At 71.0% G+C, this 18,622-nt stretch carries 3 protein-coding genes; all 3 read right to left on the bottom strand.

The window, feature by feature from the left end:
* Positions 1-13 precede the first annotated feature (13 nt).
* The 3 genes from ACQCO7_RS36775 to ACQCO7_RS36765 all read right to left on the bottom strand — a co-directional run bounded on the left by ACQCO7_RS36775 (position 14) and on the right by ACQCO7_RS36765 (position 18,616).
* Positions 14-1,237, bottom strand: coding sequence for a DUF418 domain-containing protein (locus tag ACQCO7_RS36775; protein ID WP_464075864.1), 1,224 nt, complete (start codon positions 1,235-1,237; stop codon positions 14-16).
* A 150-nt stretch (positions 1,238-1,387) separates the two neighbouring features.
* A complete protein-coding gene (locus tag ACQCO7_RS36770; RefSeq protein WP_464075863.1) occupies positions 1,388-2,506 on the bottom strand; it encodes a sensor histidine kinase in 1,119 nt (372 codons plus the stop codon).
* Between the two features lie 297 nt (positions 2,507-2,803).
* Entirely contained in the window at positions 2,804-18,616 is a 15,813-nt protein-coding gene (locus ACQCO7_RS36765) for a type I polyketide synthase (RefSeq protein ID WP_464075862.1), read from the bottom strand.
* Between the last annotated feature and the right edge of the window lie 6 nt (positions 18,617-18,622).

The raw sequence follows: 18,622 nt of genomic DNA, 5'->3' as shown, positions 1-18,622 counted from the left end.
CCGCCGCGGGGTCTCACCGGACGTACTTCGCCGGTCTGGTCGCGGTGTTGAGCAGGTACTCCAGGGGGCCGCGCCGGAAGAAGCGGGACCAGATCCCGGCGAACACGATCGCCCCGAGGACGTAACAGAGCAGCGGCGTCCAGGACTGCTGGGAGCCGTCCCCGCCGGACGTGGACAGCACGGACTGGGCGACGAAGTGGCCGACGTAGGCCGTGAGGGACATGGTGCCCACAGCGATGACCGGCCGCAGCAGGCGGCCCAGGCGCGGGAGGCGGTCGATCAGCGCGGTCGCGCCCACGATCACCAGGATCGCGACGCCCACGCTGCCGACGATGTCGAACGTGGTGCCGCTGTGCGGCCCGGCCGTCAGGAGCGACGAGGCCGAGAGCGCCCCGCCGTCCATGGGCATCGCCCCGGAGCCGCCGGACGACGCCCCGTCCTCCGCCGTGCTCCTCAGCGCGCCCTGGCCGGCGAACAGCAGGGACAGGCCGTACGCGGCCACGGCGAGGGCGGCGCCGAGCGCGGCCAGGCGCCGCCGGACCACGGGCGCGGACAGGTCGAGGCGGGCCAGCGCCATGCCGGCGACCACGAACGCCATCCAGGTGATCGTCGGGTAGAAACCGGTGAACAGCAGGTCGAGCACACCGACGCCGCTGAGCCGGTGGAGCGGGTCGTAGGCGTTGACGCTCTGCTGGACCGAGTCGGTCAGCACGGTGTTCAGGGCGAACGCCAGCTGCGGGGTGACGAGGGCGAGAGCCGCGGCGGTGACCGCGAGTGCCCTGGCGCTCAGGCGCACCAAGGGGAGAGCGAGCAGGAAGTAGACGCCGTAGAAAGCGAGGATGATCACCCCGCCGTACTCCATCGCCATCACGGTGCCGAGGGCGATCAGGATCACGGCGCGGATCGCGATCCGGACCTTCGCCTGCCGGCCCGCGAGGCCGGTCCTCGGCTCGCGGCGGCCGGCGAGCAGCGTCAGGGAGAACCCGGCGAGGGTGGCGAACAGGACCGACGAGTGGCCGTCCGCCAGGTAGCGGACCCAGCTCGCCACGCCGTGCGTCGCGGACAGCGGGGGCCCGATGTGCACGACGTACATGCCGAACACGGCCAGCGCGCGGGCCAGGTCCACGCCGACGAGACGTCCCGTCGAGGGGCCGGACGGTCCGGGGGCCGGCCGGGGCGGCGGCGGAGGGTTCTCCTGCGGGGCGGACGGCTTCAGCAGCGGCTGCGCATCGGTCATGGGAAGAATCTCGCGCGGGCACCCGGGGGCGGACCATCCGGCACCCGTCGGTACCGGCCCCGCCGGTCGGGGGGTACGTCCCCGCCGTCCGGCGGAGCCTGCTGTCCCCCGGTGACCGGGCGGGCAGCCCTGCCGGAGGACAGCCCCCGCTCAGTCCCCGTCGAGCGGGATGCGCAGGCTCACCCGGTAACCCCCCTGCCCGGTCGGCCCCGCTTCCAGCGTGCCGTGCAGGATGTCGGCCCGTTCCCGCAGGCCGACCAGGCCCTGGTGGGAGCCGGGCAGGGCCAGGGAGGGGCGCGTGGACGCGGTGTTGGTGACGGTCACGCCGATGTCGTCGCCGTCCTGCCACAGCTCCACGCGGGCCGTCGCGCCGGGGGCGTGCTTGCGGACGTTGGTCAGCGCCTCCTGGACCGTGCGGTAGACGGCGCGCTGGGCCGGGGTGCCGACGGCGGGCGGCAGCTCGCCGGTCAGCTGTACGTGGGTGCCGCTCGACTCCACGAGAGTGCGCAGGTCGGCCAGGGTGGGCTGGGGAGTCAGCTCGGTGGTGCTGCCGCCGGAGGCGCGCAGCAGGGTGACCATGGTGCGCAGTTCGTCGAGAGTGGTGACGCTCAGCGAACGGATCGTACGGGCGGCCTCCTTGGCGTCCACGTCCTTGCTCGCGACCTGGAGGGCGCCGGCCTGTACGGCGATGAGGCTGACCTGGTGCGAGACCACGTCGTGCATCTCCCGTGCCAGTTGGGCGCGTTCCCGGGCGAGGACGGCCTGGGCGTGCAGGGCCCGCTCGTGCTCCCTGGCCTCCTCGATCTCGACGAGCCGGCGCGCCAGGTCCCGGCGGGTCTGGAGGAGCTGGGCGATGAGGACCGGGGCGGCGGCGATCGCCAGGCCGTACACGAAGGTCACCAGCGTCATGGTCCGGCCGACGCCGGTGAGGCTCTCCAGCGGCCACGGGGTGCTGTTCGCCACGGCGGTCAGGGCGACGCACCCCGCGAGCAGCCGCCGGTCGCGGGAGCGCTCGGCCAGCGTGAACAGCGCCACGACCGGGGCGACGGCGACGGGCTGCGTCAGCGCGCTGGGCACGGTGAGCAGGAACACGACGAGCGGGAACCGGCGCCGCAGGGCCAGCGCGACGACACCGAGCCCGGCCAGCGCGATGCCGAGGCGCGTGTCGTCCCACAGGTTCAGCCGCAGGTCCACGGCCGCCGCCGCGACCAACAGGAGATCGACGACCGGCGCGGGTACGCGGTCCCACAGCGCGCGGACACGGTTCATCGCGGGGCCCCCGACGACGGGGGTACGGCGTGCCGGGCGCCGCTGTCCCCCCGTACCCCCGCCGGAGCAGGAACCCCCTCCCCGGTGTGCTTCCGGCTGCCCGGCCTCGCCACCACCACCGCCCGCGTCACGCACGCCCCGCCTTCACCCAGCTCGTCCGGCCCCTGTCGCACCGACCCTAAAGCCCCCGGAACCGCCGGCCGTCCGACGCGCACAAGCTCCAGCCACACGGCGGGGTACCCCCCGCCGGTCGGGGGGACCTGGCAGGTGTCGGCCCCTCGGCGGAACGCTGGACTCCTACCGTTCGTCGCGACGGAACTGCCGGTCGATGAAGTCGAGAACCTCCTCCTCGGTCGCGTCCTGAAGCCTGGTCACCGTCTCGGCGTGGTCGTCGGTGCCGCTGGGGCGGAACGCGGTTCGCCATCGCGACACCACCGCGTCGAGCCGGGAAGCGATCGCTTCGGTCTCGGGGTGCCCGTCGGCACCCGGTCCCGCCGGCAGGGACATCAGTACCGCTTCCAGCCTGTCCAACTCGGCCAGCACAGCCTGTTCGGGACTCTCCCCGGTGACGACCAGCCGGCCGACGAGGTGGTCGGCGAGGACGGCGGGCGAGGTGTGGTCGAACACCAGCGTGGTGGGCAGGGCCAGGCCGGTCTTGTCGACCAGCTGGTTGCGGAACCGCACCGCTGCCAGCGAGTCGAACCCGGCGTCCCGGAAGGAGACCTCCGGCGCGACCTCGCCGGCACTGGCGTACCCCAATGCCGTCGCCGTCTCGCGGCGCACCAGATCCCGCACGTACTGCTCGGCCTCGCTCCTGGGCATCCCGGCCAGCCGCTCGGTCAGCGACTCCTCGGCACCGGCCTCGGCACCGGTGCCCCGGGGCGCCCGAGCCGGCAGCAGGGAACGCAACAGCGCGGGCACCCGGACGGCTTCCTGTCCGAGGCGGCCCAGATCCAGCGGCGCGGGGACGACCGCCGCCGGACCGTCGGGCAACGCCTGGTCGAACAGCCGGACCGCCGTCTCGGTGGTGATCGGCCGCAGCCCCAACTGCTTGGCCGCTGCGGCGGTGTCGTCGAACAGACCCCAGGCCAGGGAGACGGCGGGCAGGGCGCGTGCCCGGCGGTGCTCGGCCAGGCCGTCCAGGAACGCGTTCGCCGCCGCGTAGTTGGCTTGTCCCGGGATGCCCAGGACTCCCGACACCGAGGAGAACAGGACGAACAGGTCCAGATCCAGATGCTGGGTGAGCTCGTGCAGGTGCCAGGCTCCGTCGGCCTTCGGCCGCAGGACCTCGGTGACCCGTTCACCGGTCAAGGACGTGACCACCCCGTCGTCCAGTGCTCCGGCCGCGTGCACCACCCCGACCAGCGGGTGCTCCTCGCCGATCCCGGCCAGCAGTTGGGCGACCGACTCGCGGTCCGCCACGTCGCATGCGACGAACTCCACCTGTGCGCCCAGCTCGGCCAGCGTTTCCCGCAGCACGTCCGCCTGCGGCGCCTCGGCCCCGCGACGGCTGGCCAGAACCAGGTGCCGTACGCCATGGCGGGTGACCAGATGCCGGGCGAACAGTGCTCCCAACGCGCCCGTGCCCCCGGTCACCAGCACAGTGCCCCGTCCGGCCGGCGCCGGCCGGACCGTCCCACCGCCGGTCGTCCGGACCAGCCGGGGCACCAACAGCTCACCGTCACGCACCGCCAGCTGCGGCTCGATCGCGGCGGCTGCGGCTATGCGCGCCCACGGCACCGACCCGCCATCGGGGATGTCCACCAGGGTGATCCGGTCCGGGTGCTCCGACTGGGCCGACCGCACCAGTCCCCATACCGCCGCACCCGCGAGATCCACCACGGCCTCGCCCTCGCTCGCGGCGACGGCCCCCCGGGTGACCACCACCAGCCGGTTGTCGGGCAGGTCGTCCCGGGTGACCCACTCCTGGAGCCGGGTCAGCACGTGCCGTACCGCCCGATGCGCCACGGACGGCAGCTCACCGTCCGCAGGCGATTCGGCGACCAGGATGTCCCAGGGCTCGTAGGACAGGGCGGCCTCGGTGATATCGCCGAACCGCAGGAATCCCGCCTCCGAGAGCTCCCCGCTCACTTCACCGAGCAGCGCCACCGAATCCTCGTGTTCCCCGGTGTCCTCCAGAGATCCGGCCGGCGCCCACTCCACCCGCAGGAGGTCGTCCTCGTCGCCCCGCTTCCCCGCGAGGGCTTCGGTGGACACCCGCTCCCACCGTGAGATCTGGGCCGTCGCCACGGTGTTGCCGACTTCGTCGGCCACGTCGAGCCGGTACCCGTCGCCGTCGCCTGCCGGGGTCAGGGCGACCCGCAACGCGGTCGTGCCCGTGGTGTGGAGCGAGACATTCGTCCACGTCGACGGCAGCCGGATGTCCTCGGACGCGATCAGCAGCGGGTGCAGGGCCGCGTCCAGCAAGGCCGGGTGAACGCCGAACCGGGCGGACTCCCCGGTCGCCCGTTGCGGCAGGGCGACCTCGGCGAACACCACGTCGGCCCGGCGCCACACCGCTCGCAGTCCCTGGAACACCGGCCCGTACCGGTACCCACGCTCGGCGAGCATGTCGTAGGCGTCCTCGACCGGTACCGGCCGGGCGTCCGCCGGCGGCCAGGTCCGCTCGGTCCACCCGGGCTCGCCGCCCAGCGCGGCGAGCAGACCGGTGGCGTACGAAAGCCACTCGTCGTCCGTGTTCTCCGGGCGCGAGTACACAGCGATCGGGCGCCTGCCCTCCTCGTCGGGGCTGCCGACCACGACCTGCACCTGAACCGCGCCGTGGTCGGGAACCACCAGGGGCGCGTGGACGGTCAGCTCCTCCAGGACAGCGCACCCGGCCTCGTCACCCGCCCGCATCGCTATGTCGACGAGCGCCGTCACCGGCAGAACAGCTGTCGCACCGAGGCGGTGATCAGCCAGCCACGGGTGGGTGGCCTGCGACAACCGGCTGGTGAACACCAGTTCATCGCGGTCGGCCAGCCGCACCATCGCACTGAGAAGAGCGTGACCGGCCGTGGCCAGGCCCGCACCGGCCACCCCGCCCGTTCCCGAGGCCAGCGACCAGAACCGTTCCCGCTGGAACGCGTACGTCGGCAACTCGACCCGCCGTGCGCCTGAGCGAGCGAACATCGCCCGCCAGTCGACGGTCACCCCGCGGGTGTACAGGAACGCCAGCGCCGCCATGGCCTCGTACACCTGAGGCCGGTCCTGCCGCTGCATGGCGACGAACTCGGCGTCCACGCCGTCCGGCCGAAGTCCGGTCAGCGCCGCGTCCGGGCCCAGCTCCACGAACCGGGTCGCTCCCTGCTCACGCAACCAGCCCACGGCTTCGGCGAACCGTGCCGGTCGCTCCGTGTCCGCTACGGCGAACTCCGGCCGCTCCCGCACGGGTTCGCCGCTCTCCAGCGATACCAGCACGATCCGCGAAGACCTGGGCACCGGGCTCCCGGCAGCCGCCTTCCCGTTCCCGTCGTCCCCGGCGGTCACCACCCTGCGGGCATCGTCCAACGACCACGCTCCCGCCACGTAGGCCGCCACCGCTTCGCCGGTCGAGTGCCCGGCGACATAGTCCGGCGTGACGCCCCACGACGACAGCAGCCGGAACATGGCGACCTCGAACGCGAACAACGCCGCTCGCGCCCATCCCGGATCGACGAGTTCGTCGTCGGTGGCCACCGGTTCCAGGGACCCCGGCAGCCACTCGGCGAACTGCGCGCGTACTTCGTCGAACGCCTCGGCGAACACCGGGAACTCCGCGGCCAGTTCCCGGGCCGTCCGCACACACCAGGCGATCGAGCCCGGCCCTTGGCCCGCGAACAGGAAGACGACTCGACCGGCTCCTCCCGCGCCGTCACCGGTGACCGCACCGGTCCCCGCTTCCCCGGCGGCCAGCCCGCGCAGGCCCCGCATCAGCTCGTCCCGGTCGGTGCCCAGGACGACCGCACGGTGCCCGAAACCCGCCCGGGTGGACACCAGTGCCGCACCGACGTCCACCGGGTCGAGTCCCGGATCAGCTTCCACGTGTGCCAGAAGCCGCCGCGCCTGGTCCCGCAGCGCCGACTCCGACCTCGCCGACAGCACCCACGGCACCACCGACGGCGACACCACCGCATCGGAGGCCGGTTCAAGCTCGGGGGCCTGTTCGAGGATGACGTGGGCGTTGGTGCCGCTGATCCCGAACGAGGACACCCCTGCCCGCCACGGCCGGCCGACCACCGGCCACGGTTGTTGTTCGGTCAGCAACTCCACCGCACCCGCCGACCAGTCCACCTCAGGCGTCGGCTCGTCCACGTGCAACGTCCGGGGCAGTTGGCCGTGTTGCATCGCCAGCACCATCTTGATCACACCGGCGACACCGGCGGCGGCCTGGGTGTGACCGAGGTTGGATTTGACCGATCCCAGCCACAGCGGGCGATCCACCGGCCGGTCCTGTCCGTAGGTGGCCAGCAGGGCCTGGGCCTCGATCGGGTCTCCCAGCCGGGTACCCGTACCGTGCGCCTCCACGACGTCCACCTCGGTGGTGGTCACACCGGCGCTGGCCAGTGCCTGCCGGATCACGCGCTGCTGCGACGGACCGTTCGGTGCGGTCAGCCCGTTCGACGCGCCGTCCTGGTTGATCGCCGAACCCCGCACCACCGCCAGCACCCGATGACCATTACGCCGGGCGTCCGACAACCGCTCCACCACCAACAACCCGGCGCCTTCCGCGACCCCGAACCCATCAGCGGTCGCGGAGAACGCCTTGCAGCGGCCATCGCCCCCCACACCGCCCTGCATGGCGGACCCGGCGATGAAGACCCCCGGTGTGGCCATCACGGTCACGCCACCGGCCAGCGCCATCGAGCACTCGCCGGACCGCAGCGCCTGGGCCGCGAGGTGCAGTGCCACCAGCGACGACGAGCACGCCGTGTCCACCGTCACCGCAGGCCCTTCCAAGCCCAACGTGTACGCGATCCGGCCCGACAGCACGCTGCTCGCGGCACCGGTGAGCAGGTATCCGTCCACTTGGTCCGCGGCGTCCCCGACCGTGTCGTACCCCGAACCTGTCCCGCCCACGAACACGCCGGTCCTGCTGCCCTTCAGCGCGTTCGGGTCGATCCCGGACCGCTCCAGCGCCTCCCAGGCCGTCTCCAGCAGCAAACGCTGCTGCGGATCCATCACCAGCGCCTCGCGCGGCGAGATCCCGAAGAACCCCGCGTCGAACCCCGCCACGTCCTTGAGGAACCCACCCGTCTGGGTGGCCCCGTCGCCGGTCAGGTCCCAGCCGCGTTGTGTCGGGAACGCCGAGATGGTGTCGACGCCGCCGGTGAGCAGGGTCCACAGTTGTTCGGGGCTCTCGACCCCGCCGGGGAAGCGGCAGCCCATCCCTACGATGGCGATCGGCTCGTCCACCGGCGTCACCGGCGTCACCGGCGCGGCCTCGACCGTGCCCAGCAACTGCTGCCTCAGGTGGGTGGCCAGGCGCGAGGCGGTCGGGTGGTCGAACGCCAGCGTCGCGGGGAGCCGCAGACCTGTCGCCGCTGCCAACCGGTTGCGCAACTCCACCGTCGTCAACGAGTCGAAGCCCATGTCCCGCAATGCCTTCTCGGGGTCGACGGCTTCCACGGAGGCGTGTCCCAGAACGGTGGCGACGTGGCCACACACCAGGTCACGCAGCAGTCGCTGCTGGTCGGCGGCTGTCAGGCCGGCCAGTCGCCGGACCAGGCCGGAGCCGTCCTGGACGCCCGCACGGGCGACCGGTCGCGCCGGACCGCCGGCCACCAACCCTCGCAGCAACGGCGGCACCGACCCGCCATTCCGTGGCAGTTCGAGCCCGACCGGGACCAGATATGCCTCCGGGCGCCGGCAGGCCAGGTCGAACAACGCCAGCCCCTCCGCCGCCGGCATCGCACGTACCCCGGCCCGGCCGAACCGGGCGTGGTCGGTGTGGCCCAGACCGGTCATGCTGCTGGTGTCGGCCCACCAGCCCCAGGCCAGCGACGCGGCCGGGAGGCCATGCACGTGGCGGTACAACGCCAGCGCGTCCAGGAACGCGTTGGCGGCGGCGTAGTTGCCCTGACCCGGGGCGCCGGAGGTGGCTGAGAAGCTGGAGAAGAGGATGAATGCGGCCAGGTCCAGTCCGGCGGTCGCCTCGTGCAGGTACCAGGCCGCGTCCGCCTTCGGGCGCATGACGGTGTCGATGCGTTCCGGGGTCAAGGACGTGATCGTTCCGTCGTCCAGCACAGCCGCCGCGTGGATCACCGCGGTGAGCGGGTGCTGTTGCGGCACTCCGGCGACCAGTTCGGCGACGGCGTTCGGGTCCGACACGTCGCACGCCACCACCCGCACCTCGGCGCCCAGTGCGGTCAGTTCCTCGGCCAGCTCCCGCGCTCCCGGCGCGGCGATCCCCTGGCGTGACACGAGAGTCAGGTGCCGTATGCCGTGCCGGTCGGCCAGGTGCCGTGCCAGCAGGCCGCCCAGACCACCGGTGCCTCCGGTGATCAACACCGTGCCCTCGGGGTCCAGTTGCTGGGGCACGGTCAGCACGATCTTGCCCATGTGCCGGGCCTGCGCCATGTAGCGGAAGGCGTCACGGCTCTGCCGCACGTCCCATGTCCGGGTAGGCAGGGGGGACAGTACGCCGGCCTCGAACAGCTCCGCCAGCTCGGCGAGCATGCCCCCGACCACGTCCAGGTCGATCTCGAGGTCGATCGCGTGATAGCTCACTTCGGGGTGCGTGGTGGCTATCGCGTCCGTGTCACGGATGTCGGTCTTGCCCAGCTCGACGAACCGGCCACCCTCCCGCAGAACCCCCAGCGACGCGTCGACGAACTCGCCCGCCAGGCTGTTGAGGACCACGTCCATCTCCGTGAACCGGCCGGCGAACTCCGTGGTCCTCGACGACGCGATGTGATCCCGCGCCACTCCCAGACCGCACACCGTGTCCTGCTTGCCCTCACTCGCGGTCGCGAAGACCTCCGCGCCCCACAGCCGGGCCAGCTGGACCGCGGCCATTCCCACACCGCCGGCCGCGGCATGCACCAGCACCCGCTGCCCCGCCGCCAAACGCCCCGTCTCCCGCAGCCCGTACCACGCCGTCAGGAACACCACCGGCACCCCGGCCGCCTGCGCGAACGACCAGCCCTGCGGGATGGGTGCTATCAGGCGCGCGTCCGCCATCACGACCGGGCCGAACCCGCCGACCGCCATACCCATCACCCGATCCCCCGGGACGAAACCGGTCACACCCGGTCCCGTCTCCAGCACCACACCGGCGACCTCCGCACCCAGCACCGGCGCCTCACCCGGATACACACCCAGCACATTCAGCACATCGCGGAAGTTCAGCCCCGCCGCACGCACCCCGATCCTCACCTGCCCCGCTTCCAACGGCACCTCAGCCTCGGGAGACGGCACGATCACCAGATCGTCCACACTGCCCTGACCCGCCATCCCCAGCCGCCATGTCTCCATCGGCAGCGTCAACACCTCGCGGGTATGCGCCGGCGTCAGCCGGGGGGCGTATGCCTGCCCGGCCCGCACCGCCAGCTCGAACCCGTCCTCGTCATCGGCTGTCCCGCTCAGTACGGCGGGCAGGCACTGCCACGATTCGACGCTGCCGTCCACGTCGACCAGACCGAACCGGCCCGGATGCTCGGACCGCGCCGACCTCACCAACCCCTGTACCCCGGCCACGTCCTCCACCCGGTCACCCGTCCCCGTGGACACCGCATTCCGGGTCACCACCACCAACCGGGCATCACCCCGCTCATCAGCCAGCCACTGCTGCACCAACTCCAGCACCCGGCACACCTCAGAACGCACCACCGCAGCCACATCACCATCGTCCGCACCAGCGCCCGCAGGCAGGAGAACCAGATCCGTCTCCGGGCACTCGGACAGCTCCGGATACCAGGCCACTCCCAGCGTCTTCGCCAGGTCCTGACCGCCCGCGCCCGCCACCACACACCGCGGCGAGTTCTCGGCCCCGGTCGGGACCGCAGGCTTGAGAATCCAGTCCACGCCGAACAGCGAGCGCTGTTCGGCCCCGGACTCCAGCAGTTCCGCTCGCAACGGTCGCAGTGTCAGCGAGTCCACCGACAGCACTGGGGCGCCGGTGTCATCAGCCGCGTTCAGGCAGAGCCCGCCGTCCTCAGTCTCCGACAGTCGTACTCGCAGTGATCGTGCACCCGATGCGTGCAGGGCCACACCGCTCCAGGAGAACGGGAGCCCGCCTTCGCCCCCAGCGGGCAGGAACGCGGCGGCGTGCAGGGCGGCGTCGAACAACGCCGGGTGGATACCGAACTCCCCCGCCCGCTCAGCCGCCTCGTCCGGCAGCCGCACTTCGGCGAAGACCTCCTCGCCCCGCCGCCATACCGTCCGTACCCCCTGGAAGGCCGGGCCGTATCCGTAGCCTGTCTCGGCCAAGGCTTCATAGAACCCGTCCACCGGCACCGGTTCCGCTCCCGCAGGCGGCCATGCCGTCAACTCCGCACCCACCGCCGCTGCCTCGGAAGTCAGCGTTCCGCTGGCGTGCCGTGTCCAGCCCACCTCCTCCTCCCGCCGGGAGTACACACTCACCGCACGACGACCCGACTCCACCAGTGCCCCGACCACCACCTGCACCTGCACAGCCCCGCGCTCGGACAGCACCAACGGCCGCTCCAACGCCAGATCCTCCAGAACACCACACCCCACCTCATCACCAGCCCGCACTACCAGTTCCACGAACGCGGTGCCGGCCAGCAACACCACACCCCGTGCCGTGTGGTCGGCCAGCCAGTCATGCGAAGCCAAAGACAGGCGGCTGGTGAACACCACACCCTCACCACCGGCCAACTCCACCGCCGCACCCAGCAACGGATGACCCAGCGACGTCAACCCGGCGCCCCGTACATCGCCGGCCACAGCCCGGGGACTCGGCCAGTACCGCTGGTGCTGGAAGGCATACGTCGGCAGCTCGACCGTCGAGTCCTGGCCCACCACCGCGGACCAGTCCACCGGGACGCCGTGGGTGTGGAGAGTGGACAGTGCGGTCAGCAGTTGTTCGGGTTCGTTCTCGCCCCGGCGCAGGGTCCCCGTCACAACCGCCGCCGGGTGGGACTCGAACAGGGTCTCTTCCAGGCTGGGGGTCAGCACCGGGTGGGGGCTGACCTCTACGAACATCTCGTAGCCGGCCGTGGCCAGCACCGGGGTGGTCTCGGCCAGCCGTACCGTCTTCCGCGCGTTGCGGTACCAGTACTCCGCGTCCAGCTCACGGGTGTCGGTCAGTTCACCAGTCACCGTGGAGTAGAACGCGACCGTCCCCTCCATCGGGGCGATGTCTGCCAGAGCCTCGACCAGCTCGTCCCTGATCTCGTCCACCTGCGGGGAATGTCCCGCGCAGTCCGTGTCCATCCGGCGGGTCCGGAAGTCCTCCGCCTCGCCCGCGACGACCAGTTCCGTGACCGCTTCGGCGTCGCCGGAGACCACCACCCACGAGGGTCCGTTGACCGCCGCGATCGACAACCGTCCTTCCCACCGGGCGATCAACGACTCCGCCTCGGCCCGGGGCAGCCGCACGGACACCATTCCGCCCCGCCCGGCCAGGGACTCGGCGAGCAGTCGGCTGCGCACCGCGATGATCCTGGCGGCGTCCGTCAACGACAGTCCGCCCGCCACGCAGGCCGCCGCGATCTCGCCCTGCGAGTGCCCCATCACCGCGGCCGGTGTCACCCCGAGCGACTGCCACACGTGCGCCAGCGACACCATCACCGCCCACAACACCGGCTGCACCACTTCGACCCGTGCCAGCGCCTCCTCGTCCCCCAGCGCCTCCAGCAGATCCCACTCCACGAACGGGGCCAGCGCCTGAGCGCACTCCCGCATCCGCTCCGCGAACACGGGTGAGGACACCAGCAGTTCCTGGGCCATACCGGCCCACTGTGCGCCCTGGCCGGGGAACACGAACACCACATCACGCCCGCCAGCCGTGCTCTGACCGGCTACCCCGGTCACTACCCCGGCGCCCGGTTCTCCGGTAGCAAGCCCGGTCAGCCTCGCGATCAGCTCGTCCCTGTCCGTGCCCAGGACAACCGCACGGTGCTCCAGTCCGGCCCGGGTGGACACCAATGCCGCGCCTACGTCGACCGGGTCCAGTTCCGGATCAGCTTCCACGTGTGCCGCGAGCCGCCGTGCCTGGTCCCGCAACGCCGACTCCGACTTGGCCGACAGCACCCACGGCACCACTACCGGCTCCGCCTCCGCACGGGGGGCCGGTTCAAGCTCGGGGGCCTGTTCGAGGATGACGTGGGCGTTGGTGCCACTGACTCCGAACGAGGACACGCCAGCCCGCCACGGCCGGTCGACCATCGGCCACGGTTGTTGTTCGGTCAGCAACTCCACCGCGCCGGCCGACCAGTCCACCTCAGGCGTCGGCTCGTCCACGTGCAACGTCCGGGGCAGTTGGCCGTGTTGCATCGCCAGCACCATCTTGATCACACCGGCGACACCGGCAGCCGCCTGGGTGTGACCGATGTTGGACTTCAGCGATCCCAGCCACAGTGGACGGTCTTCCGGCCGGTCCTGTCCGTAGGTCGCCAGCAGGGCCTGGGCCTCGATCGGGTCACCCAACCGAGTACCGGTGCCATGCGCCTCGACCACGTCCACCTCGGCCGTGGTCAGACCAGCACTGGCCAACGCCTGCCGGATCACCCGCTGCTGGGAGGGACCGTTCGGCGCCGACAACCCGTTCGAGGCGCCATCCTGGTTGATCGCCGAACCCCGCACCACCGCCAACACCCGGTGCCCATTACGCCGGGCATCAGACAACCGCTCCACCACCAACAACCCAGCACCCTCACCCCACCCGGTGCCGTCGGCCGACGCGGCGAAGGACTTGCAGCGGCCATCGCCCGCCAACACGCCCTGTGTGGCGAACTCGGCAAAGGCGCCCGGTGTGGCCATCACCGCCACACCACCGGTCAGCGCCAGATCGCACTCCCCCGACCGCAGCGCCTGCGCGGCCCAGTGCAACGCCACCAACGACGACGAACACGCCGTATCCACCGTCACCGCAGGCCCTTCCAACCCCAGCACGTACGCGATCCGGCCCGACAACACGCTGCTCGCGCCACCGGTGATCCGGTATCCGTCCGCCTCGTCCGAGACATTGCCTACGGTCTCGTATCCCGAAACTGCCCCGCCTACGAACACCCCGGTCTTGCTGCCCTTCAGCGCGTTCGGGTCGATCCCTGACCGCTCCAGCGCCTCCCAGGCCGTCTCCAGCAACAACCGCTGCTGCGGATCCATCGCCAACGCCTCACGCGGCGAAATCCCGAAGAACCCCGCATCGAACCCCGCCACATCCTCGACGAACCCACCCACCCGGGCAAAACCGTCACCGACCAGATCCCAGCCGCGATCCGCAGGGAACTCACTCATCGCGTCAACCGAGGACACCACCGCATCCCACAACTGCTCCGGCGACGACAGCCCGCCGGGGAACCGGCAGCCCATGCCGACGATGGCGATCGGCTCGTCCACCGCCACCGTGGCCACCGGCATCGCCGACACGGCCTCGACCGTGCCCAGCAACTCCGAACCCAGATGCTCAGCCAGCGCGACCGGGGTCGGGTAGTCGAAGACCAGGCTTGCAGGCAGCACAAGCCCCGTGGCCGAGGCGAGCTTGTTCCGCAGCTCCACCGCCGTCAGCGAATCAAAACCGACATCACGGAAAGCCCGCCCCTGCGGCAGAGCATCAGCATTGTCGAAACCAAGAGTGACCGCAGCTTCCCGCCGCACCAGATCCAGCAACGCCCGCGTACGTTCCCTCTCCCCCAGCCCGGCCAGCCTGCGCCGCAGCGCCGATTCACCACCAGTCCCCGCACCCGGCAGGGCGAGTGCCTTGCGCGCTTCCGGAATACCCGACAGCAGCGCACTCGGCCGCTCCACGGTGAAACTCGGCGCGAACGTCTCCCAGTCCGTGTTCGTCACCGTGAGAGTCACCGAACCCTCGCACACCGCCCCCTCCAGAGCCGCCATCGCCAACTCCGGCTCCATCGCCAGCACACCACGCCGCCTGTACCCCTCCACAGACTCAACGTCGGCCGCACCCATGCCCGGACCCGCCCACAACCCCCACGCCACCGAGGTCGCGGCAAGCCCCGCGCCATGCCGGTAACCCGCCAGCCCGTCCAGGAAGGCATTCGCCGCCGCATACGCCGCCTGCCCACCAGCACCCCAACTCGCCGCACCCGACGAGAACAACACGAACGCCTCAAGGTCCAGCCCCGCCGTCAACTCATGCAGATGCCACGCAGACACCATCTTCGCCCGCAGCACCGCATCCAGCCGCTCAAACTCAAGCCCTTCCACCGGCGCATGATGGTCACCGATCCCGGCCGCGTGCACGACCGCCGTCAGCGGACACTCGCCGGGGATCGCGCCGAGTACGGCCGCCAACGCCTCACGGTCCGCGACGTCACACGCCTCCACCGTCACCCGCGCACCCAGCGCTATGAGCTCCTCACGCAGACCGGACGCACCCGGAGCCTGCTCACCCCGGCGGCTCACGAGTACGACATGCTCCGCACCACGCGCCACCACCCACCGCGCCACATGACCACCCAGACCCCCCGTCCCACCCGTAATCAGCACCGAACCACTCAGCCGCACCCCAGCACCCGCCTCCGCACCCCCGGCCCGGACCAGACGACGCCCATACACACCCGACCCCCGCACCGCGACCTGATCCTCATCACCCGTCAGGACCCGCCGCAACAACCCACCCACCCGCTCATCGAACACCACCGGCAGATCCACCAACCCACCCCACCGACCCGGCAGATCCAACGCCACAGACCGCCCCAAACCCCACAACGCCGACTGCACCGGACTCACCAACAAATCCCCAGACCCCACCGACACCGCACCCCGCGTCACACACCACACCCGCGCACCGATCCCACAGTCCCCCAACGCCTGGACCAACCCCACCGTCCCCGCCAGACCCACCGGCGTAGCACCGAACCCCGCACACGCCTCCTCGACCACACCCAGCAACGACACCACCCCAGCCAGCTCAGGCAGATCCGCCAACCGCCCAGCCAACTCGGCACGATCCGTGTCCCCGGCCACCTCCAGCCGCACCACCCCAGCACCCAACGCCCCCACCACCGAAGCCACCCACGCATCCTCACCCCACCCGACAGGCACCACCACCAGCCAACCACCCGACAACACACCCCCAGACGCCCCGGGCAACAGCTTCCAGCTCTCCGCAAACCGCCACCCCTCCACCACCGACCCAGCCCGACGACGCTCACGCCACGCCGCCAACGCCGGCACCACCTCACCCAAAGCCCGCTCATCGACCCCCAACTCCGCCGACAACAACCCCACATCCGCCCCCACCACCACCGACCACAACTCATCGTCCGCCCCCACCACGGGCTCGGACACCGCCTCCGGCCAGTACCGCTCACGCTGGAACGCATACGTCGGCAACTCGATCGCCGGACCCTGGCCCACTATCGCGGCCCAGTCCACCGGGACACCACGAGTGTGCAACCGAGCCACAGCAGCCAGCAGTTGTTCGGGGTCGTTCTCGCTCCGGCGCAACGTCCCCGTCACAACCGCTGCCGGGTGGGACTCGAACAGGGTCTCTTCCAGGCTGGGGGTCAGCACCGGGTGGGGGCTGACCTCTACGAATGTCCCGTGGCCGGCTGTGGCCAGCGCGCGGGTGATGTCGGCCAGCCGCACCGTCTCCCGCAGATTGCGGTACCAGTAGCCCGCGTCCAGCTCACGCGTGTCCGTCAGCTCACCCGTCACCGTGGAGTAGAACGCGACACTCCCTTCCACCGGCGCGATGTCCGCCAGAGCCTCGACCAGCTCCGCCTCGATCTGCTCCACGTGCGCGGAATGCGACGCGTAGTCCACCTCGACCCGGCGAGCCCGAAAACCCTCCGCCCCGCCCGCGACGACCAGTTCGGCCAGCGCCTCGGGGTCGCCCGACACCACCACCGACGAAGGACCGTTCACCGCAGCAACCGACAACCGCCCCTCCCACCGGACGATCAACGACTCCACCTCAGCCCGGGGCAGCCCGACCGACACCATCCCGCCCCGCCCCGCCAGAGACCCGGCGATCATCCGGCTGCGCACCGCGACGATCCTGGCCGCATCGGCCAGCGACAGCCCACCCGCTACGCAGGCCGCAGCAATCTCGCCCTGCGAATGCCCCACCACCGCAGCCGGTGTCACCCCGAGCGACTGCCACACCTGCGCCAACGACACCATCACCGCCCACAACACCGGCTGCACCACATCAACCCGCCCCAACGCCTCCTCGTCCCCCAACACCTCCAGCAGATCCCACTCCACGAACGGCGCCAACGCCCGAGCACACTCACCCATCCGCTCCGCGAACACCGGGGAAGCCACCAGCAGCCCCTGCGCCATACCCACCCACTGCGACCCCTGACCAGGGAACACAAACACCACACCACGCCCACCAGCTGAACCCTGCCCGGCCACCACACCAGCACCCGGCTCCCCCGCCACCAACCCAGCCAGCCCCGCGATCAGCTCATCCCGACCCGCGCCCAGCACCACCGCACGGTGCTCCAGACTCGCCCGGGTCGACACCAACGCCGCACCCACATCGACCGGGTCCAGTCCCGGATCAGCTTCCACGTGTGCCAGAAGCCGCCGCGCCTGCTCCCGCAACGCCGACTCCGACCTCGCCGACAACACCCACGGCACCACCACCGGCTCCACCTCCACACGGGAGGACGGTTCAACCTCAGGAGCCTGTTCCAGAATCACGTGGGCGTTGGTACCGCTGACCCCGAACGAGGACACCCCCGCCCGCCACGGCCGATCCACCACCGGCCACGACCGCTGCTCCGTCAACAACTCCACCGCACCAGACGACCAGTCCACCTCAGGCGTCGGCTCACCCACATGCAAAGTGCGGGGCAGCTGCCCGTGTTGCATCGCCAACACCATCTTGATCACACCACCCACCCCCGCCGCACCTTGGGTGTGACCGATGTTGGACTTCAGCGACCCCAGCCACAGCGGACGACCCTCCGGCCGACCCTGCCCATAGGTCGCCAGCAGCGCCTGAGCCTCGATCGGGTCCCCCAACCGAGTACCCGTACCGTGCGCCTCCACGACGTCCACCTCAGCCGCAGTCAGCCCAGCACTGGCCAACGCCTGACGGATCACCCGCTGCTGCGACGGACCATTCGGCGCGGTCAACCCGTTCGACGCACCGTCCTGATTGATCGCCGAACCCCGCACCACCGCCAACACCTGGTGGCCGTTGCGCTGAGCGTCCGACAACCGCTCCACCACCACCAACGCGGAGCCCTCGGCCCACCCTGTGCCGTCGGCCGACGCGGCGAAGGACTTGCACCGGCCGTCCCTCGCCACCCCTCCCTGCTCGGCAAAGGCTCCCGGTGTGGCCATCACCGTCACACCGCCGGCCAACGCCAGATCGCACTCCCCGGACCGCAACGCCTGCGCGGCCAAATGCAACGCCACCAGCGACGACGAACACGCCGTGTCCACCGTCACCGCAGGCCCCTCCAAGCCCAACGTGTACGCGACCCGCCCCGACAACACACTTCCTGCGGTACCGATCCCCAGAATTCCTCCTACTTCATCTGCCGCCGCCCGCAATGGTTCGCTGTAGTCGTGGTACATCAGCCCGGCGTACACGCCGGTCTTGCTGCCCTTCAACGAGTGCGGGTCGATCCTGGCCCGTTCCAGCGCTTCCCACGCCGTCTCCAGCAACAACCGCTGCTGCGGATCCATCGCCAACGCCTCACGCGGCGAGATCCCGAAGAACCCCGCGTCGAACTCCGCCGCGTCATGGAGAAAGCCGCCCTTGCCGGAACCACCGTCAGTCAGATCCCAGCCCCGATCCACCGGGAACCCGGAAATGGCGTCCACCCCGCCGACCAGCACATCCCACAGATCCGACGGCGAAGACACCCCACCCGGGAACCGGCACCCGATCCCCACGATGGCCACCGGCTCGACCTTGGCCGTGGCGAGCTGCTCGTTCTGCTTGCGCAGTCGATCGATCTCCTTCAGCGACGACCGCAGCGCTTCAACGTACTTCTCGATGGAGTCACTCATCGGATT

The organism is Streptomyces saintjeani (assembly GCF_055409605.1).
Note: the sequence above shows the minus strand (reverse complement) of the source record. Positions and strands in the feature narration are given on the sequence as shown.

Coding starts and splice junctions, on each gene's coding strand:
- ACQCO7_RS36775 (WP_464075864.1), bottom strand. CDS start 1,237: ATGACCGATGCGCAGCCGCTGCTGAAGCCGTCCGCCCCGCAGGAGAAC.
- ACQCO7_RS36770 (WP_464075863.1), bottom strand. CDS start 2,506: ATGAACCGTGTCCGCGCGCTGTGGGACCGCGTACCCGCGCCGGTCGTC.
- ACQCO7_RS36765 (WP_464075862.1), bottom strand. CDS start 18,616: ATGAGTGACTCCATCGAGAAGTACGTTGAAGCGCTGCGGTCGTCGCTG.